The sequence below is a fragment of the Ramlibacter sp. genome (genome assembly GCF_028291745.1).
Classification (GTDB): Bacteria; Pseudomonadota; Gammaproteobacteria; order Burkholderiales; family Burkholderiaceae_C; genus Ramlibacter.
Genome location: NZ_JAQGNQ010000086.1, coordinates 75,130 through 93,244, shown reverse-complemented (window position 1 = coordinate 93,244; position 18,115 = coordinate 75,130). Strand labels below are relative to the sequence as shown.

General features: G+C 69.0%; 16 protein-coding genes. 9 read left to right on the top strand and 7 right to left on the bottom strand.

Translation table 11 applies throughout. From position 1 onward, the window contains the following. The first annotated feature begins 90 nt into the window (after window positions 1–90). The 5 genes from JWP60_RS16060 to JWP60_RS16040 are packed head-to-tail and all read left to right on the top strand — an operon-like array spanning window position 91 to window position 5,337. On the top strand, window positions 91–549 hold the full coding sequence (locus JWP60_RS16060) for a GNAT family N-acetyltransferase (RefSeq protein WP_299793426.1): 459 nt from the start codon (window positions 91–93) through the stop codon (window positions 547–549). Next, the gene (locus JWP60_RS16055) at window positions 546–2,786 is read left to right on the top strand and encodes an ATP-binding protein (protein ID WP_299793425.1); all 2,241 of its coding nucleotides are present in this window, start codon (window positions 546–548) and stop codon (window positions 2,784–2,786) included. The genes JWP60_RS16060 and JWP60_RS16055 overlap by 4 nt, the downstream gene beginning before the upstream one ends. After that, complete coding sequence (locus JWP60_RS16050) at window positions 2,783–3,403, top strand: hypothetical protein (protein ID WP_299793423.1); 621 nt, start codon at window positions 2,783–2,785, stop codon at window positions 3,401–3,403. The genes JWP60_RS16055 and JWP60_RS16050 overlap by 4 nt, the downstream gene beginning before the upstream one ends. 3 nt (window positions 3,404–3,406) lie before the next feature. Continuing rightward, window positions 3,407–4,678: a 3-oxo-tetronate kinase gene (gene otnK / locus JWP60_RS16045; RefSeq protein ID WP_299793421.1), complete on the top strand. Its 1,272-nt coding sequence runs from the start codon at window positions 3,407–3,409 to the stop codon at window positions 4,676–4,678. Beyond that, complete coding sequence (locus JWP60_RS16040) at window positions 4,675–5,337, top strand: aldolase (RefSeq protein WP_299793419.1); 663 nt, start codon at window positions 4,675–4,677, stop codon at window positions 5,335–5,337. Before otnK ends, JWP60_RS16040 begins: the two co-directional genes overlap by 4 nt. Window positions 5,338–5,504: 167 nt before the next feature. Here JWP60_RS16040 and JWP60_RS16035 read toward each other — a convergent pair whose 3' ends face one another. The 6 genes from JWP60_RS16035 to JWP60_RS16010 form a co-directional block, all read right to left on the bottom strand. Further along, window positions 5,505–6,614 carry an enolase C-terminal domain-like protein gene (locus tag JWP60_RS16035; protein ID WP_299793417.1) on the bottom strand — a complete coding sequence of 370 codons (1,110 nt, stop codon included), beginning with the start codon at window positions 6,612–6,614 and terminating at the stop codon, window positions 5,505–5,507. Then, the gene (locus JWP60_RS16030; RefSeq protein ID WP_299793415.1) at window positions 6,611–7,585 is read right to left on the bottom strand and encodes a tripartite tricarboxylate transporter substrate binding protein; all 975 of its coding nucleotides are present in this window, start codon (window positions 7,583–7,585) and stop codon (window positions 6,611–6,613) included. The genes JWP60_RS16035 and JWP60_RS16030 overlap by 4 nt, the downstream gene beginning before the upstream one ends. A gap of 29 nt (window positions 7,586–7,614) precedes the next feature. Further along, complete coding sequence (locus tag JWP60_RS16025) at window positions 7,615–8,763, bottom strand: mandelate racemase/muconate lactonizing enzyme family protein (RefSeq protein WP_299793413.1); 1,149 nt, start codon at window positions 8,761–8,763, stop codon at window positions 7,615–7,617. A 255-nt stretch (window positions 8,764–9,018) separates the two neighbouring features. Beyond that, window positions 9,019–9,921 carry an NAD(P)-dependent oxidoreductase gene (locus tag JWP60_RS16020; protein ID WP_299793411.1) on the bottom strand — a complete coding sequence of 301 codons (903 nt, stop codon included), beginning with the start codon at window positions 9,919–9,921 and terminating at the stop codon, window positions 9,019–9,021. Then, window positions 9,918–10,880, bottom strand: a complete 963-nt coding sequence (locus JWP60_RS16015) for a tripartite tricarboxylate transporter substrate binding protein (protein WP_299793408.1) — start codon at window positions 10,878–10,880, stop codon at window positions 9,918–9,920. Before JWP60_RS16015 ends, JWP60_RS16020 begins: the two co-directional genes overlap by 4 nt. A gap of 77 nt (window positions 10,881–10,957) precedes the next feature. Then, window positions 10,958–11,866, bottom strand: a complete 909-nt coding sequence (locus JWP60_RS16010; RefSeq protein WP_299793406.1) for a LysR family transcriptional regulator — start codon at window positions 11,864–11,866, stop codon at window positions 10,958–10,960. A 139-nt stretch (window positions 11,867–12,005) separates the two neighbouring features. Between JWP60_RS16010 and JWP60_RS16005 the strand changes: the two genes are divergently transcribed. The 4 genes from JWP60_RS16005 to JWP60_RS15990 are packed head-to-tail and all read left to right on the top strand — an operon-like array spanning window position 12,006 to window position 16,046. Next, window positions 12,006–13,253: an alpha-hydroxy acid oxidase gene (locus tag JWP60_RS16005; protein ID WP_299793403.1), complete on the top strand. Its 1,248-nt coding sequence runs from the start codon at window positions 12,006–12,008 to the stop codon at window positions 13,251–13,253. A gap of 49 nt (window positions 13,254–13,302) precedes the next feature. Further along, the gene (locus JWP60_RS16000) at window positions 13,303–13,980 is read left to right on the top strand and encodes an RraA family protein (RefSeq protein WP_299793400.1); all 678 of its coding nucleotides are present in this window, start codon (window positions 13,303–13,305) and stop codon (window positions 13,978–13,980) included. 5 nt (window positions 13,981–13,985) lie between these two features. Beyond that, complete coding sequence (locus tag JWP60_RS15995) at window positions 13,986–15,017, top strand: hydroxyacid dehydrogenase (RefSeq protein ID WP_299793397.1); 1,032 nt, start codon at window positions 13,986–13,988, stop codon at window positions 15,015–15,017. 33 nt (window positions 15,018–15,050) lie between these two features. Further along, on the top strand, window positions 15,051–16,046 hold the full coding sequence (locus JWP60_RS15990) for a tripartite tricarboxylate transporter substrate binding protein (protein ID WP_299793394.1): 996 nt from the start codon (window positions 15,051–15,053) through the stop codon (window positions 16,044–16,046). Between the two features lie 9 nt (window positions 16,047–16,055). Here JWP60_RS15990 and JWP60_RS15985 read toward each other — a convergent pair whose 3' ends face one another. Continuing rightward, window positions 16,056–18,080, bottom strand: coding sequence for a PAS domain S-box protein (locus JWP60_RS15985; protein WP_299793391.1), 2,025 nt, complete (start codon window positions 18,078–18,080; stop codon window positions 16,056–16,058). Window positions 18,081–18,115 lie beyond the last annotated feature (35 nt).

The window sequence follows — 18,115 nt, the reverse complement described above, 5'->3', positions numbered from 1 at the left end:
GCGGCTTCTGCGTAACTTCCGCGTCTTCTGCGTCCGGCAGTCCGCTTCCTGCCCGCCCCGCCGGCACGCCACCCACGGCACAATGGATTGGTGACCCCACCGCCGTCCTGCACCATCCGCGCCGCCCTGCCCGCTGACGAAGCTGCATGGCGCCAGTTGTGGCGCGGCTATTGCGACTTCTACCGCGTGCAGCTTCCCGACGAAGTCACCGACCGCACCTGGAAGCGCATCCTCGATCCCGATTCGCAGATCATGTGCATCGTGGCCGAGGTCGACGGCCAGGTCTACGGGCTCGCCAACTGCGTGGTGCACGAGAACACCTTCGAGACCCAGGCCGTGTGCTACCTCGAAGACCTGTTCGTCGCGCCCGGCGCGCGCGGGCACGGCATCGGCAGCGCCCTGATCGAATGGCTGCGCAACGCCATGCGCGCCGAAGGCTGGGCCCGCCTCTACTGGGTGACCCGCTCCGACAATCACGCGGCACGCCGCGTCTACGACCGCTTCACGCGGGCCGACGGTTTCGTGCGCTACGTGGTCCGCCAGAAATGACGGCGGGGGCCCAAGGCCGGCCGCTGCGCTTCCGGCTGTTCCTGCTGGCCGCGAGCGGGCTGCTGCCGCTGGCGATCGTCGCCGCCATCGTGCTGGCCTACATGGCCGGTGAGCGCGAGCGCGAGGCGCAGCAGAATGCGCTGGCAGTGTCCCGCGCCCTGGGCACCGCCATCGACGCCGAACTGCGCGCGTCCTTCGGCGTGCTGCAAACCCTGGCCGTGTCCGACGAACTCGCGGCGCAGCGCCTGCCCGAATTCCATGCGCTGGTGGCGCGCGTCGCCGCCGACCAGGGCTGGCGCGCGGTGGTGCTGGCCGATGCGCAGGGTCAGGTTCTGCTCAGCTCCTCGCTGCAGCTGAATACGCCGCGGCCCGGCCCGGTCGACCCCGAAAGCATGCAGCGCGTGCTCAGTACGAAGCAGCCGGTGGTCGGTAACGTGGCGGTCGGCCCGCGCAATGCCGGTCCGGCCTTTGCCGTGCGAGTGCCCGTGCTGCGGCAGGGGACGCTGCAGTACGTGCTGTCGGCGGTGATCTCCGTCGACGAGATCCAGGCGGTGCTGAACCGGCAGGTGATGCCCAGCACCTCCGTGGTGGCAGTGTTCGACCGCAAGCTCACGCGCGTGGCCCGCACCCGCAGCGGCGGCGGCTCGCACCCCAGCGCGTCCCTGCAGGCGCTGCTGGAAAGGCCCGCGCCGGAAGGCACCGGCACCACCATCACCGTGGAAGGCACGCGCAGCCACACCGGCTACAGCCGCCTGCCGCAGTCGGGCTGGGTGGTGGCCACCGGCATCTCCGCGATCAACGCCAGCAGCGGCTACTACGGCGGGCTCGGCGCCGTGATCGCGGGCCTGATCGCCTCGCTGGCGCTGGCGGCCTTCCTGGCCTGGTACTACTCGCGCGACCTCATCGATCCCATCGAGGCGCTCAAGGCGGCTGCCGGCGCGCTCGGTCGCGGCGAGCCGGTGCACTTGCCGCCCCTGGGGATCGCGGAACTGCAGGACGTCGGGGCTGCCCTGGAACTGGCGTCGGCCGAACGCGACCGGGCGGCGCAGGAGCGGCGCGCCGGCGAGGCCGAGCGCGAGACGCTGCTGGCGCGCGCCACCGACGCGCTGCACCGCGGCGAGGAGGCCGGCCGCAGCAAGGACGAATTCCTGGCCATGCTGGGGCACGAGCTGCGCAATCCGCTCGCGCCCATGGCCACCGCGCTGCACCTGATGGCGCGCAAGGGCGATCCCGGCACGCGCAGCGAGCGCGAAGTGATGGAGCGCCAGGTCGCGCACATGAAGCGGCTCGTGGACGACCTGCTGGACGTCTCGCGCATCACCGGCGGCCGGCTGGAAATGCGCATGCAGCCGCTGCGGCTGGCCGAGCTGGTGCGCCATGCCGGCCAGGTCGTGCAGCCGGTGCTGGGGCTGCGGCAATTGGAACTGGCCATCGCCCCCGAAGCCGCGAACCTGTGGGTCTCGGGCGACGAGGTGCGGCTGGCCCAGGTGCTGCACAACCTGCTGGGCAACGCGGTGAAGTTCACCGGCCCGGAAGAGGCGATCCGGCTGGCGCTGCAGCCGGGCCCGGCCGGTGCGGAGATCGTCGTCGCCGACAGCGGCGTGGGCATGCCGCCCGCGGTGCTGGGGCGCGTGTTCGACCTGTTCTTCCAGGCGCCGCAGGGCGCGGACCGCTCGCGCGGCGGCCTCGGGCTGGGCCTGGCCATCGTGCGCAACCTGGTCGAGATGCATGGCGGCACCGTGCGCGCCGAGAGCGGCGGCGTCGGCCAGGGCAGCCGCTTCATCGTCCACCTGCCCACCGTCGCCGCGTCGCGGCCGGCGCCGGAGCAGCAGGCGCCCGGCAGCAGGGCCGGGGGCCAGGGCCGCGTGCTGCTGGTCGACGACAACCAGGACGCGGCCGATACCGCAGCCACGCTGCTGGAGCTCTCGGGCTACGAAGTGCAGGTTGCCTACGACCCGGGCGTGGCGCTGACGGTGCTGGACCGCTTCGCGCCGGACGTCGCCGTGCTCGACGTGGGCCTGCCCGGCCTGAGCGGCTACGAGCTCGCCGAGCGCCTGCGCAGCCACCGCAACGGCGGCCGCTGCTACCTGGTCGCGCTCACGGGCTATGGCACCACCAGCGACATCAGCAAGGCGCACGACGCGGGATTCGACCAACATCTGGTAAAACCCGCTCGGCCCGAAGCCCTGCTGGAAGCGGTCCGGCAGGGGATGCAGGACCATGGAGAAAAAGCATGAACCCCACACGTCGCGAACTCCTGAGGGCTGCCGTCCTGGCCGCCGCCCTTCCCACCCTCCCCCACCTGGCCAGCGCACAGCAGCCAGCCACCGTACGCATCCGCGGCACCATCACGGCGCTGTCGGATTCGCGGGTCACCGTGAAGCAGCGCAATGGCGACACCATCGACGTCGCCATCGCCCCGGATGTGCGCCTGACCGAGGTCTACCCCGTGACGTTCGCCGACGTGAAGCCCGGCACCTTCGTCGGCGTGGGCGGCATGCCGCAAGCCGATGGCAGCCAGCGCGCCATCGCCGTGGTGCTGTTCCCCGAGGCCATGCGCGGCACCGGCGAGGGCCACTATCCCTTCGACTTCCTGCCGGACAGCACGATGACCAATGCCACGGTCGCCGATGTCGCCTCGTCCGCCGACGGTCGCCGGCTCGAGCTGAAATACAAGGACGGCCAGAAGACCATCGTGGTGCCGCCCGATGCCCCGGTCGTGAGCCTGCGCCCGGCTGACCGCGCGCTGCTGCACGTGGGCAGCGGCGTGTCGATGACCGTGCAGGAGATGGCCGGCAAGCCGGTGGCCACGCGCATCAACGCCGGCCGCAACGGCTTCAATCCGCCTTACTGACGCATGGCGCGCCAACTGCTTCTGGGCTGCATCGCCGACGACTTCACCGGCGCCACCGACCTCGCGAACAATCTCGTGCGCGCGGGCATGCAGGTGGTGCAGAGCATCGGCGTGCCCGCCGCGCCGGTGGCCAACGTCGATGCGGTGGTGGTGGCGCTCAAGTCGCGCACCGTCCCCGCGGCGCAGGCTGTGGAGCAGTCGCTGGCAGCGCTGCGCTGGCTGCAATCGCAAGGCTGCGGCCAGTTCTACTTCAAGGTCTGTTCGACCTTCGACTCCACGCCGGCCGGCAACATCGGTTCGGTGGCCGAAGCGCTGCTCGCTGCGCTCGGTGCCGACTTCTGCTGCGTGACACCGGCGTTTCCGGAGAACGCCCGCACCGTGTACCAGGGCTACCTGTTCGTGGGCGACGTGCTGCTCGATGAATCGGGCATGCGCAACCATCCCCTCACGCCGATGACCGACCCCAGCCTGGTGCGCGTGCTGCAGGCGCAGTCGCGCGGCAAGGTCGGCCTGGTCGCCCATGCCGTGGTGCGCGCGGGCAGCGAAGCAATCCGCGCGCGCATCGCGCAGCTGCGCGGCGAGGGCGTGCGCCTGGCCATCGTCGATGCGGTGGCCAACGAAGACCTGATGGCGCTCGGACGCGCGCTTGCCGATGCGAAGCTGGTGGTCGCCGGTTCCGGCGTGGCCATCGGCCTGCCGCAGAACCACGGCCTGGCGCCCTCGCCCGCGGCCGCGGCGCTGCCGCCTGCGCATGGCCTGCAGGCGATCGTCTCGGGCAGCTGCTCGCAGGCGACGCAGGCGCAGGTGAAGGATTTCATCGCTGCGGGCGGCGCGGCTTATCCGCTCGACGCACTGCAGCTGGTGGCAGACCGCGAAGCGGTCGTGGACGCGGTGCTCGCGTGGGCGCAGCCGCGGCTGGCGCAAGGGCCCGTGCTGGTCTACTCCACGGCCGCGCCAGACGCCGTGCAGGCGGTGCAGCAGCGCCTGGGCGCGCACGATGCCGGCGCGCTGGTCGAAGAGGCGCTGGCGGCCATCGGCCGCGGCCTGGTCACGCTGGGGGTGCGACAGCTCGTGGTGGCCGGCGGCGAAACCTCCGGCGCCGTCGTGCAGGCACTGGGCGTGCGGCAATTGCGCATCGGCAGGCAGATCGATCCTGGTGTGCCCTGGTGCTTTGCCCAGGCGACCGCCTGCGACGCCGATCTGCACCTGGCGCTGAAGTCCGGCAACTTCGGCACGCCCGATTTCTTTCGCAAGTCCTTCGGCCTGCTCGCATGACGGAGAGCCAGGCCCGCGAAGAGATCTGCCGCGTCGGCCGCAGCCTGTTCGAGCGCGGCTATGTGCACGCGACGGCGGGCAACATCAGCGTGCGGCTCGACGACGGCTTCCTGATCACGCCCACCGACGCCTGCCTCGGCTTCCTCGACCCGGCTGCGTTGGCGAAGGTGGATCTGCAAGGCCGCCAGGTCGGCGGCGCCACGGCCAGCAAGACGCTGGTGCTGCATCGGCGCATCTACGAGGCGCACGCGCCGCTGGCCAGCACGCCGCGCTGCGTGATCCACAGCCACAGCACGCATTGCGTGGCCCTGACGCTGGGCGATCCGCAGGGCGAGCTGCTGCCGCCCATCACGCCCTATTTCGTGATGAAGGTCGGGCATGTGCCCGTCGTCCCGTATCGCCGGCCCGGCGCCCCGGAAGTGGCGGATCTGGTCGCGGCGCTGATCGCGCGCTATGCCGAAGCCGGCACGCCCTTGCGCGCGGTGATGCTCACGCGCCTCGGCCCGAACGTCTGGCACGACACGCCGGCACAGGCGATGGCGGTGCTGGAGGAGCTGGAGGAGACGGCGAAGCTGTGGCTGCTGGCCGCGGCCAAGCCGCAGGCTCTGTCGAAGCAAGCGCTGGAGGAGTTGCGCCTGGCGTTCGGGGTGTATTGGTAGGGTGGGATGCGGCGCAGCCGCACCCCACGTCAGCCACGCGCCGCGCCGCAACGCTGGGGTTCGCTTGCGCGAATCCCACCCTACATCGACGGTAGGCTGGGCTGCGCGCAGCGCACCCCAGCGGGTTTGCGCGGGCGCCAAAGCTGGGGTCGCTGCGCGAGCCCAGCCTACGAGAGAACCGCGATCTTCTTGCGCTCGACGAGATCCAAATCGATCTGCGCTCCCAGCCCGGGCCCCTGCGGCGCATGCACGAGGCCGTCTGCGTCGATCTCGATGTCCTGCACCAACCCGTACTTCTGCGAAGCCGCCGGCAGCAGCACCTCGAACAGCTCGGTGTTCGCCAGGGCCATGATCACATGCAGGTTCGCGAAGTTGTTCAGCGAGTTGCCGCCGTGGTGCACCTCGAAGTTCAGGCGAAAGGCTTCGGCCAGGTGCGCCGCCTTCATGCAGCCGGTGATGCCGCCCTTGACGGCCACGTCGCCGCGCAGGAAGTCGGTGGCGCGCTCCTTCACCCACGGCGTGTAGGCATCGAGCCCCGCCGCCGGGTACTCGGTGGCCATGATCGGGATGTGCAGGTGCTTCTTCAACTCCACGTAGTTGTAGATGTCGGCGTCGGCCAGCGGGTCCTCGTACCAGTAGAAGCCCAGCGCCTCGATGGCCTGGCCCACGCGCAGCGCCGCGGGATAGTCGTAGCTCCAGACCGAGTCGAGCATCAGCAGGTATTCGTCGCCGACCGCCATGCGCACGGCCTCGCACACGCGGATGTCCTCGCGCCATTGCTGCGGCGGGTGGATCTTGTACGCGGCGAGCTTGCGCGAGCGATAGTGCAGCGCCTCTTCGGCATACGCCTGCGGACTGGCCAGCACCGCCGAACTGATGTAGGCCGGCACCTGCGTGCGGTACGTCCCGAGCAGCTGGTGGATCGGCAGGCCCGCGGCCCGGCCCGCGATGTCCCACAGCGCGATGTCGATCGCACCGATCGCCCGCACGGTGGTGGTCCGCACGCGCTTCCACATGGCCTTGTTCAGGCGCTCGCGCTCCAGCGGGTCCTGGCCCATGAGAATCGGCTTCAGGTAGCGGATCAGGCCCGGCCCGTCCATGTCCGCCGCGTGGAACGCGGAGCCGAGGAAGGCGTGGCCGGTGAGGCCCTGGTCGGTCACGACCGACAGCAGCCCGAGCTGGCTGGCGCCCGAGAACTTGCCGGTGTGCGCGCCGTAGCTGGTCGCGGGGATGTCGTCCCACGCGAACAGCGTGAGGCTCACGTCGGTGATCTTCATTCGATGCGGATGTTGGCGTCCTTGATCAGCGCGCTCCACTTGGAGACCTCGCTGGCCACCAGCTTGCTGAATTCGCCCGGCGTGCTGGCCACCACCTCCACGCCCTGCGCGCGAAAGCGCTGGATCACGTCCGGCTCCTTGAGGAGCGTCACCATGTCGCGATTCAGGCGCTCCACCACCGGCTGCGGCGTGCCGGCCGGCAGCTGCATGCCGAACCACACGTTCACCTCGTAGCCCGGCACGCCCGACTCGGCGACCGTCGGCACCTCCGGCAACAGCACGGAGCGCTGCACGCCGCTGACGCCGATCGCGCGCATCTTGCCGGCCTTGATGTGCGGCAGCACGTTGGGCACGTTGTCGAACAACGCGTCGATCTCGCCGCCGATCAGCGCAGTGACGGCCGGCGCGCTGCCCTTGTACGGGATGTGCGCCAGCTTCACGTTGGCCATCTTCATCAGCAGTTCCATCGACAGATGGTTCGACGAGCCCGAGCCGGTGGAGCCGTAATTGAGCTTGCCGGGCTTGCTGCGCGCGAGCTCGAGGAACTCCTGCACGCTGCGCGCCGGCAGGTCGTTGCGCACGACCAGTGCGTTCTGCGTGCTGCCGGCCCACACCAGCGGCGTGAAGTCCTTGATCGCGTCATACGGCAGCTTGGCGCCATACAGTCCGGGCAGCGCCGAGAACGGCAGCGGCGTGATCAGGATCGTGTAGCCATCGGCCGGTGCCTTGGCCACCGCGAGGTTGCCCACCGTGGTGTTGCCGCCGGGCCGGTTCTCCACCACCACGGGCTGGTTCCACATGCGACCGAGCTTGTCGGCCGACACGCGCGCCAGCGTGTCGTTGAAGCCGCCCGGCGGATACGGCACCACGATGCGCACGCTGCGATCGGGGAACTGCTGCGCGCGGGCGCCGGCGGCGGCCAGCAGCGCGAGGCCACCAGCGGTGAAGTGTCTTCTGCTCAGGCTGCGCATTTCGGTCTCTCCTCGGGAACGGGCGGACTTCAGAACTTGACGACGTAGCCGGGGCCGTCGATCAGCGGGTACTGGTCGAACAGCGACTCGTCCACTTCGATGCCGATGCCCGGGCCCGAGGGAGGCTCCACGCAGCCGTCGGTACCAATCTCGAAGCAGCTGCCGAACAGGTCGCGGAAGGGATTGAACTTCGACACGCACGCTTCGAAGTAGCCCGCGTTCTCGCAGGCCGCGAGGAAGTGCAGCGTGGCCGCGTGATTGAGGCCGGTCGCCGAGCTGTGCGCGTTCATCGGGATGCGCCAGGCCGAGGCGATGGCGGCGATGCGCAGGCCCTCGGTGATGCCGCCGCACTTGGACAGGTCGGGCTGCCAGATCCGCACCGCACCGGCTTCGAGCAACTGCGCGAACTCGAAGCGCGTGTAGTGGTTCTCGCCGGCAGCGATCGGCACCAGCGGCGTGATCTTCGCGGCTTCGCGATAGGACGCGAAGTCGTTGCAGGCGAACGGCTCCTCCAGCCAGCCGGCGCGGATGTCCGCCAGCACCGGCAGCACGCGGCGCACGTCGGCGATCGTGTACGCGGTATTGGCGTCGCTCAGGATGTCGATGCGATCGCCGAGCGCCTCGCGCACGTGCACGACGCGCGCGATGTCGTCGCGCACGTTATCGCCCAGCCGCAGCTTGAGCGCCTTGTAGCCGCGCGCGACGTACTCCTTCGCCTCCTCGGCCAGCGACTCCTTGGGCTGGTAGCCCAGCGCGATGCCGCCGGCGTACGCGGGCACGCGGCGGCGCGTGCCACCGAGCAGTTCGTACAGCGGCATGTTGGCCGCCTTGCCGCGGATGTCCCACAGCGCCATGTCGATGCCCGAGAGCGCCAGCGAAGCGCCGGAGCCGACGCCATGGCTGGACAGCTGCATGCGATGCACGCGCTGGGCAACGCCGACCACGTCGGTGGCGGCCATGCCGACCAGCATCGGTGCCAGCGTGTTGTGGATCAGGCTGACGATCGCGCCGGGGCTGCGGCCGGGATGCGCTTCGCCGTAGCCGGTGATGCCTTCGGAGGTCTCGACGCGCACGATGATGGCGTCGCGCTTGACGGTGCTGCCCACTCCCATCGTGACCGTCTTGCCCTCGGGCAGGCGGAAGGACAGCGGAATGGCCGATATGCCGGTGATCTTCAATGCAGGCTCCCTCGGCAATGCGCCGCTGGGAGCGAGCATACGGAGAGAGAGGGCGCGCGCTTAGCGGAAAAACTCGGGGTTGACGGCGACCTGGCCCCACCCGACACCGTGCGCCAGATTCACGCGGTCGTGGATTGCGGGTCGAGCCCGCAATGACATCGAAGGGATGTCATCCCCGGCTCGACCCGGGATCCATGCGGCGCTTGCACCAGGGCCGCGTGGATTGCGGGTAAGCCCGCAATGACATGGACCGACTCAGGGCTTGGGCTCGCCCTTCTCCTGCACCAGCAGCCCCAGCATGTTCCAGTCCATCTCCGCGCGCCCGCTGTCGCACAGCTCGCCGACCAATCGCTCGACGAGTTCCGCGCCTTGCAGGTTGGCGCCGGCGCTGCGCGCCGTCGCGAGGGCAATGCCCAGGTCCTTGCGCATCAGGCGGGCACGGAAGCCGGGCTGGAAGTCGCAGTCGATGATCCGTTGGCCGTGACGCTCCAGCGCGAAGCTGCGGCCGCTGCCACCCAGCACCACCTCGCGCATCACCTTGGGATCCACGCCCTGCGACTTGGCCAGGGCGATCGCATCCGCCACGCCGAGCATCGCACCGGCCACGGCCACCTGGTTGCAGGCCTTCACGGTCTGCCCGGCGCCCACGTCGCCGACATGCGTGATGGTCTTGCCGAAGGCTTCCATCGCCTCGCGGCAGGCGGCGACCACATCGGCCGCGCCGCCCACCATCACCGCCAGCGTGCCCGCCTCGGCGCCCTGCTGGCCGCCGGAGATCGGCGCGTCGACGAAGGCGACGCCGCCTTGCGCCAGGCGCTGCGCGAAGCTGCGCGCCGAGGTCGCGGAGATGGTGCTCGTGTCCACCACCACGCTGCCTTTGGCGAGGCCGCGCGCGAGCCCCTGCTCGCCGAACAGCACCTGCTCCACGGCCGCGTCGTCGGACAGGCACAGGAACACCAGGCGACAGGCGCGCCCCACTGCCTCGGGCGAGGCCGCGCGCTGCGCGCCGGCCTGCACCAGCGGCTGCGCGGCAGCGTCGCGGCGCGCGTACACGTGCAGCGAATAGCCTTTGTGCAGCAGGTTGCGCGCCATGCCGGCGCCCATCACGCCCAGGCCGATGAAGCCGACTTGCGTGTCCTTGCCGAAAGCTGCGGTCATTTGGCGATAGCCTTTCCGATCAGGTCATAGGCGTCGACGATTTCCTTCTGGAAGGCAGGACCGTCGGCGTAGTCTTCGGTCAGCCCGGACTTTGCGGCGTATTCCCTCCAGCTCGCCGTCTGCATGGCGCGGTGGAAGTGGTCGTGCAGGTAGCGCACCACCGGCGCCGGCATGCCCGCCGGACCCATCAGGCCCTTCATGTTATCGAGCACGATGGGCACGCCCAGGTCCGTCATGGTCGGCACGTTGGGCAGGCCCGGCAGCCGGCTGCGCGAGAACAGCGCCAGCGGGCGGATGCGGCCCGCGTCGATCATGCCCTTGAGTTCCTCATAGGCGCCGAAGGAGCAATCCACCTGGCCCGCCAGCAGCGAGTTCATCGCTTCGGCCGCGCCCTTGAAAGGGATGTGCAGCAGCTGCACGCCGGTCTGCTTTTGCAGCACCAGCGCCGTGGCGTGGAAGATGCCGCCCTCGCCCGTGGAGCCATAGGACACCTTGTCGGGCGCCTGCTTCGCCTCAGCGAGCAGCGCCTTCATGTCCTTGAAGCGCGAATCCGTGCGCACGGCCAGGATGCTGGGCGCGCGCGAGATCTTGATGATGGGCGTGAAGGACTTGCGCGGATCGTAGGGCAGCGACTTGAAGTTGCCCACCGAGGTGGTCTCGCTGCCACCGCCCACGAACAACGTGTAGCCGTCCGGCTTGGCATCGGCAGCCTGCTGCGCCGCGATGGCACCGGCAGCACCGGGCTTGTTGACGGCGACGACGGGCACCGGGATCACGCCCTTGGCCGCATAGGACAGCTGGCGCGCGATCTGGTCGGCCGAGCCGCCGGGTGCGAAGCCCACCAGGATGGTGATCGGCTGGGAGGGCGTCCACTCCTGCGCCCACGCGGGCGCGGCGGCAGTGGCAAGCAGGCCAAGCGCGGCCTGGCGGCGCGTGAGGCCAGCGTAAATCGGGGGCATGGAGTCTCCTGGGGCTATTCGGCTTGGGCCGCAGTGTCGGCCTTGCGCGCGCCGCAGTCCAATACATAATTCCGTGTTCAGTGATGCCCGGGCGGCATCAGACTGGCCACCACCTCCAGCGTCACCTTGCGGAAGGACCGGATCGCCGGCGTCTCGTGGCCGCGCCGCCAGCCCAGGGCGACGTGCACCGGCTCGGCCTTGTCGGCGATCTCCACGAAGCGCACCTGGCGCGGCCGCAGGTTGCGCCCCGAGGCCGGCACCACGGCCACTCCCAGCCCCGCGCCCACCAGGCCGATCACGGTGTGGATCTGCGTCGCATGCTGCACCACCAGCGGACTGAAGCCGGCCTGCTCGCACATCGCCTGCACCCGCGCGTGGAAGAGCGGCGCCTCGCCCTTGGAGAACATCACGAAGGGTTCGGTGGCCAGCTGCTTGAGCCGCACCTTGCTCGCTTGCGCCAGCGGGTGCTTCGCGGGAAGGGCCAGCACGAAGGGATCCGGCATCACCGGCACCACCTCGATCTCGGCCGGCGCGGCCTGCACCCGCAGCAGGCCGAGATCGATGGTCCCGCGCAGCAGCGCCGCATGCTGCGCGGTGATGGGCAGCTCGTGCAGCTGCAGCTCGATGGCGGGGTACTGCTGGCGAAAGCGGCCGATGATCGACGGCAGCAGGCCATACGTGGACGAGTGGATGAAGCCCAGCGACAGCCGCCCGAGCTCACCCGCCCCGGTGCGGCGGACGTCGCTGAGCGTGCGGGCCAGTTCCTGCTGCAGGGCGCGGCTGCGTTCGAGCAGCAAGGCCCCGGCGGGCAACAGCTCGACCCGGCGCTGCGTGCGGCGCAGCAGGGGCGTGCCGAGCTCCTGTTCCAGCTGCTGGATCTGCCGCGACAGCGCCGGCTGCGCAATGGCCAGCCGCGCGGCGGCGCGCCCGAAGTGCAATTCCTCGGCCACGGCCTGGAAGTAGCGGAGCTGACGGATGTCGGTCATTCTTCGTCTGGCGAAATTGCGCGTGGGCGTTGGTCGAAAGAATTTCGAACGCTTGAACTCGTTGATACCGTCCTGGCATCAATGAGGAAGCTATTATGTATTGGACGCGAGTAAGCTCCCGCGCGACACTGCCGCTTCCATGCAGATCGAATCCTCCTCGGGCGGCGCTGCTGCTGCCCAGCCTCCTGCCTCGGCTGCGGTGCCCAGCGAGCCCATCACCCTCCCCGCCCGCCTCGGCCATATCCTGTGCCTCGACGACTTCGAGCGTGCGGCGCGCAGCCATCTGCCCAAGCCCGTGTTCGCCTACATCTCGGGCGCGGTCGAGCGCAATCACTCGCTGCGCGCCAACGTGCTGTCCTTCCAGCAGTACGAGTTCCTGCCGCGCATGCTGGTCGACATGTCGCGCCGCGTCACCGCCGCCACGCTGTTCGGCAAGCGCTGGTCGGCGCCCTTCGGCATGGCGCCCATGGGGATCAGCGCGCTCTCGGCTTACCGCGGTGACCTGGTGCTCACGCAGGGCGCACGCGCCGAGGGCGTGCCGATGATCATGAGCGGCTCCTCGCTGATCCGCATGGAGGACGTGGCGCAGGCCAATCCCGACGCCTGGTTCCAGGCCTACGTGCCCGGCAGCGAGCCCGAGATCGTCGCCCTGATCGAGCGCGTGCAGGCGGCGGGCTTTCGCACCCTCGTGGTCACCGTCGATGCCTCCATCGCCTCGAACCGCGAGAACAACATCCGCGCCGGCTTCTCGACGCCGCTGCGCCCGAGCCTGGCGCTCGCGTGGCAGGGCATCACGCATCCGCGCTGGACCTTCGGCACCTTCCTGAAGACCATCGCATGCCACGGCATGCCGCACTTCGAGAACAACTACGCGCGGCGTGGCGCGCCCATCCTGTCGGCCAACGTGCAGCGGGATTTTTCCGATCGCGGCCACCTGAACTGGGACCACTTCCGGATGATCCGCCGCCTGTGGCCCGGCACGCTGGTGATCAAGGGCATCCTCGATCCGCGCGACGCCCGCATCGCGGCCGACTGCGGCGCCGACGGCATCATCGTCTCCAACCACGGCGGCCGCCAGCTCGATGGCACCGTCGCACCGCTGCGCATGCTGCCGCAGGTGGTGGCGGCCTGCCCCGACCTGCCGGTGATGATCGACAGCGGCTTTCGCCGCGGCACCGACGTGCTCAAGGCGATCGCCCTGGGTGCGAAGTTCGTGTTCATCGGCCGCCCCTTCAACTACGCCGCCGCCGTGGCCGGCGAGCCGGGCGTGCGCAAGGCGGTCGCGCTGCTGCGCGAGGAGGTCTCGCGCAACATGGCCATGCTCGGCGTGAACGCGCTCTCCGAACTCGACGCCAGCTACCTGGTGCCGGCGCGGGCCGGCGCCTGAGATTCCCGTACATTCACCCCTTCTTTTGTCAGCACAGAGAGAACAGCACATGGTCGGTCTCCAGATCCGCAAGCGCCAGCGCCAGGTCGACGCGAAATACGTCCAGGCCTTCGCCGACATTCCGGTCGCGAACATCAGCGACGTCATGACCCGCATGACCGCCGGCGGCTCCCGCCTGCGGCCCTACCACAAGGGCGCCCGCCTCGGCGGCCCCGCGCTCACCGTCAAGGCGCGCCCCGGCGACAACCTGATGATCCACAAGGCGCTGGACATGGCCGTGCCCGGCGACGTGATCGTCGTCGACGCCGGCGGCGACCTGACCAACTCGCTGTTCGGCGAAATCATGGTGAGCTACGCCATCAGCCGCAAGCTGGCGGGCGTGGTGCTCAATGGCGCCGTGCGCGACGTCGACTTCATCGGCGAAGGCGACTTCCCCATCTACGCCGCCGGCGTCACCCACCGCGGCCCCTACAAGGACGGCCCCGGCGAGATCAACGTGCCCATCGCCATCGACGGCATGGTGATCCACCCCGGCGACCTGATCCTCGGCGACGCCGACGGGCTGTTGTGCGTGCCTTTCGACGACGTCGAGCAGGTGCTGGCCGCCGCGCGCGAAAAGGTCGCGCAGGAGAAGGTGACGCTGGCCAACATCGCTGCCGGCAAGCACGACACCTCCTGGATCGATGCGCGCCTGAAGGCGATCGGCTGCGATCCCACGGCGATCTGAACGCGATGGCCAACGCGCTGCGCGTGGTCCGCTCGGACCTGTGGATCGATCCGGCCTTCGACCAGGGCCTCGATGGCCAGACTGGCCTCTCGCTCGCCGTGTTCCCGGCCCGCACGAACCCGGCCGCGGCCTGGGACCTGCTGGCCTCGGCGCACGTGTACCACGTCTCCGCCGCGAAGGACGAACTGCCGCGCCAGTGGTTCGTCAGCCCGGAGCTGATCGCCCGCTGCCCGAACCTGCTGTGCGTTTCGTCCTCGGGCGCCGGCTATGACACCGTGGACGTGCCCGCCTGCACCGCGGCCGGCATCGCCGTGGTCAACCAGTCCGGCGGCAATGCCGACTCGGTGGCCGAACACACGTTGGCGATGATGCTGGCGATCTCGCGCCGGATGATCGAGTGCGACCGGCGCCTGCGCCGCGAGACCGGCTTCACCCGCGAAAACGTGATGGGCCACGAGCTGCACGGCCGCACGGTGGGCATCGTCGGGATCGGCGAGGTCGGCCGCCGCGTTGCAGCGCTGTGCAAGGCCTTTGGCCTGCCGGTGATCGCGCACGATCCGCTGTTGCCGGCGCAAGAGATCGCCCGCCGCGGCGCCCGCGCCGTGACGCTGGACGAACTGCTGGCGCAAGCCGACGTCGTCTCGCTGCATTGCCCGCGCGATGCCAGCACGCTGAAGATGATCGGCGCGGCCGCCTTCGCCAGCATGAAGAAGGGCGCGATCTTCATCACCACCGCCCGCGGTGGCATCCACGACGAGAACGCGCTGGTCGAGGCGCTGCGCTCCGGCCACCTGTACGGCGCCGGCATCGACGTGTGGGACCAGGAACCGCCGCCGCTGGACCACCCGCTGCTCGCCATGGACAACGTGTTCGCCAGCTTCCACATCGCCGGTGTGACGCACGAGGCGCGCCGCAACGTGGCACGCATCGCCGCCGAACAGATCCGCGGCCTCGCCGCCGGCGAGCGGCCGCCGCGCCTCGTGAACCCCGAGGTGTGGCCAGCCTTCCAGCAGCGGCGCGCGCGCCTGCTCGCCTGAGAACGCATCAAGAAAAACGGAGACAAGACAAACATGCAAGGTATCTCTTCCCTGCTGCGGCGCATCCTGCCGGGCCTGCTGCTGGCGACGGCCGCCGCCGTGGCGCCGATGGCGGCGCAAGCCGCCTATCCCGAGCAGCCGATCAAGATGATCGTGGCCTACGCTCCTGGGGGCGGCACCGACATCATCGCCCGTGTGATCGCGCCCTACCTCGAGAAGTACCTCGGCAACGGCGCGCAGATCGTGGTGAGCAACCGCGGCGGCGCCGGCGGCGGCATCGGCTTCGCCGAACTCGCGAAGGCGCCGCCCGATGGCTACACGATCGGCTTCATCAACACGCCCAACGTGCTGACCATCCCGATCGAGCGCAAGACGATGTTCCACTGGCAGCAGTACGACCTGCTCGGCAACGTGATCGATGATCCGGGCAACTTCTCGGTGCACCAGGATTCGCCGATCAAGAACCTGGCGGAGCTCGCGGCCTTTGCCAAGGCCAACCCGGGCAAGGTGAGTTATGGCACCACCGGCATCGGCTCCGACGACCACCTCGCCGCCATGCTGTTCGAGCGCGCGGCGGGCGTGAAGCTCACGCACGTGCCCTTCAAGGGCGCGGCGGAAGTGCATACAGCCGTGGTCGGCAAGCAGGTCTATATGGCGTCGATGAACATCGGCGAGGCGCTGCAATACGAAAAGGGCGGCTCGCCCATGCGCAACCTCGGGCAGATGGCGACCAGCCGCACCAACCTCGCGCCCGGCGTGCCCACCTTCCGCGAACAGGGTTACGACATCGTGCTGGCCTCGCTGCGCGGCATCGCCGCGCCCAAGGGCCTGCCGCCGGCGATCCGCGATCAGCTCGTGAAGGCCGTGGAGAAGGCCGCCGCCGACCCCGAGTTCCAGGCCCAGGCCGCGCGCTATTTCGCGCCGCTGCGCTACCTGCCGCCGGCGAAGTACGAGGCGGAGTTGCGGGAGTCGGAAGCCGGCTTCAAGCAGTTGTGGAAGGACATGCCCTGGGGGGAGAACGTGAAGTAGCGTTCCCGCCTACCTGCCCACCAGGCCTGCCACCAGGAGGATGAGTTCCGCCACGTCGAACGGTTTGGCCAGGTGGGCCTGGTAGCCGGCCAGGAGCGACCTCTTGCGGTCCTCGGCGCGAGCGAATGCGGTCAGCGCCAGTGCCGGAATCCGCTCGTTGCGGGTTTCGTCCGCCCGCAAGCTGCGGATGAACTGGTAGCCGTCCATCATGGGCATGCCGATGTCGCTGACGATCACCGCGGGCCTGACGGTTCGCAGAGCCAGGAGCGCCTCCTCCGCGGAGGCAAAGCTCGTCACCTGCGCGCCCTGTTGCTCGAAGACCCGCGTGAGCAGTTCGCGGGCATCGGGTTCATCGTCGATGACGAACGCGTGCACGCCGGCCAGTCCGGGCAATTCGACCAGTTCGCCCGGACCGAGCTGCGCCGTCGGATGGGCACGCTGCGCTCCCTCATCTTCCAACTGAATGATCGAGACCGGCAGTTCCACGAAGAACGTGGAACCCTTTCCCTCTCCCTCACTGGACGCCCGGATCGAGCCGCCTTGCAGTTCCACCAGTTGCTTGCAAATGGCGAGTCCCAGGCCCAGCCCGCCATAAGCCCTCGTGGTCGAACTGTCGCTCTGCGAGAAGCGGTCGAACACGTGAGGAAGAAAACCTGGCGCGATGCCGATGCCGGTGTCGCTGACGCTCAGTTCGATGTGCGAATTGATTCTCTGGAGCAGCACCTGCACCTGCCCCCCCTTGGGAGTGAACTTGATCGCGTTGGTGAGCAGATTCCACACCACCTGCTGGAGGCGGCCCGTGTCTGCGTTGACCAGCGACCGCACCGGGTCCAACAGGGCACGCAGCCGAATGTTCTTTGCCTCCGCCGCGGGCATGGCGGAATCGATGGCGTTCTGGACAACGCCCAGGATCGGGATCTGCTGGAGATCGAGACGGATCTTGCCGGTCATGATCCTGCTGAGATCCAGCAGGTCGTCGATCAGTTGTACTTGCGCCCTCGCATTGCGGTCGATCACTTCGATCGCCCGCCTCAGGTCTTTCGGTTCGGGCGTCGCATGGCTGCGCATCAGCACTTGCGTCCAGCCCAGAATCGCGCTCAGGGGCGTCCTGAGTTCGTGCGAAAGCGTCGCCAGGAACTCGTCCTTGACGCGGGTCGCGCGTTGCGCCGACATGCGGGCGCTTCGCTCGGCTTCCAGTATCTCTTCGCGGTGCTGCCCCGCTTCCTCGACCGCCTCGACGCGCTTGCGTTCTGTCAGGTCGCGGGTCAGCTTCGCGAATCCGAGCAAATGACCCGAGTCGTCCCGCAGCGCGGTGATCGTGACAGTGGCCCAGAGGGTGGTCCCGTCCTTGCGCAGCCGCCATCCCTCGTCCAGGAAACTGCCCCTCTCCTCGGCGACCTGCAACTCGTGCGCGGGCCAGCCGGCCTCCCTCACCTCAGGGGGGTAGAAGATCGAAAAATGCTGGCCGATGATTTCTTCGGCTGCATAGCCGTTGATACGCTGGGCACCCATGTTCCAGGTGATCACCACGCCGTTGGGATCGAGCATGAAGATGGCGTAGTCGGACACGCCTTCGACCAGCAAGCGGAATCGTTCTTCGCTGCGACGCAATGCTTCTTCATGGCCGCGGCGCAGGGTGAGGTCGCGCGTGACTTTGGCGTAGCCGACGAGTCGCCCGGCGGAATCACGCATCGCGGTGATGACGACATTGGCCCAGAACTGCGATCCGTCCTTCCTCACCCGCCAGCCTTCGTCTTCGAACGAGCCGGCGGACGCGGCCACCTCGAGCTCGTGTTCGGGCAGCTTTCTTTCAAGGGCTTCCGGCGGATAGAAGCGCGAGAAATGCTGGCCGATGATTTCTTCAGCGCGATAGCCCTTGAAGCGCTCGGCGCCAGCGTTCCAGGTGAGAACGTGCCCTTGCGGGTCGAGCATGAAGATGGCGTAATCCCGCACGCTCTCGACGAGCAGACGGAAGCGTTCTTCGCTCTGCCGAAACTCTCCCGACTGCACCGGCGAATTCGGTTTATCGCTCATGCGTCAGGCTATCACCCGCGACCTGGCTTGGCAAA

Excerpts from the sequence above, each read along its gene's own strand:
- JWP60_RS16055 (WP_299793425.1), top strand. The coding sequence starts at position 546 with ATGACGGCGGGGGCCCAAGGCCGGCCGCTGCGCTTCCGGCTGTTCCTG.
- JWP60_RS16050 (WP_299793423.1), top strand. The coding sequence starts at position 2,783 with ATGAACCCCACACGTCGCGAACTCCTGAGGGCTGCCGTCCTGGCCGCC.
- otnK (WP_299793421.1), top strand. The coding sequence starts at position 3,407 with ATGGCGCGCCAACTGCTTCTGGGCTGCATCGCCGACGACTTCACCGGC.
- JWP60_RS16040 (WP_299793419.1), top strand. The coding sequence starts at position 4,675 with ATGACGGAGAGCCAGGCCCGCGAAGAGATCTGCCGCGTCGGCCGCAGC.
- JWP60_RS16035 (WP_299793417.1), bottom strand. The coding sequence starts at position 6,614 with ATGAAGATCACCGACGTGAGCCTCACGCTGTTCGCGTGGGACGACATC.
- JWP60_RS16030 (WP_299793415.1), bottom strand. The coding sequence starts at position 7,585 with ATGCGCAGCCTGAGCAGAAGACACTTCACCGCTGGTGGCCTCGCGCTG.
- JWP60_RS16020 (WP_299793411.1), bottom strand. The coding sequence starts at position 9,921 with ATGACCGCAGCTTTCGGCAAGGACACGCAAGTCGGCTTCATCGGCCTG.
- JWP60_RS16015 (WP_299793408.1), bottom strand. The coding sequence starts at position 10,880 with ATGCCCCCGATTTACGCTGGCCTCACGCGCCGCCAGGCCGCGCTTGGC.
- JWP60_RS16010 (WP_299793406.1), bottom strand. The coding sequence starts at position 11,866 with ATGACCGACATCCGTCAGCTCCGCTACTTCCAGGCCGTGGCCGAGGAA.
- JWP60_RS16005 (WP_299793403.1), top strand. The coding sequence starts at position 12,006 with ATGCAGATCGAATCCTCCTCGGGCGGCGCTGCTGCTGCCCAGCCTCCT.
- JWP60_RS16000 (WP_299793400.1), top strand. The coding sequence starts at position 13,303 with ATGGTCGGTCTCCAGATCCGCAAGCGCCAGCGCCAGGTCGACGCGAAA.
- JWP60_RS15995 (WP_299793397.1), top strand. The coding sequence starts at position 13,986 with ATGGCCAACGCGCTGCGCGTGGTCCGCTCGGACCTGTGGATCGATCCG.
- JWP60_RS15990 (WP_299793394.1), top strand. The coding sequence starts at position 15,051 with ATGCAAGGTATCTCTTCCCTGCTGCGGCGCATCCTGCCGGGCCTGCTG.
- JWP60_RS15985 (WP_299793391.1), bottom strand. The coding sequence starts at position 18,080 with ATGAGCGATAAACCGAATTCGCCGGTGCAGTCGGGAGAGTTTCGGCAG.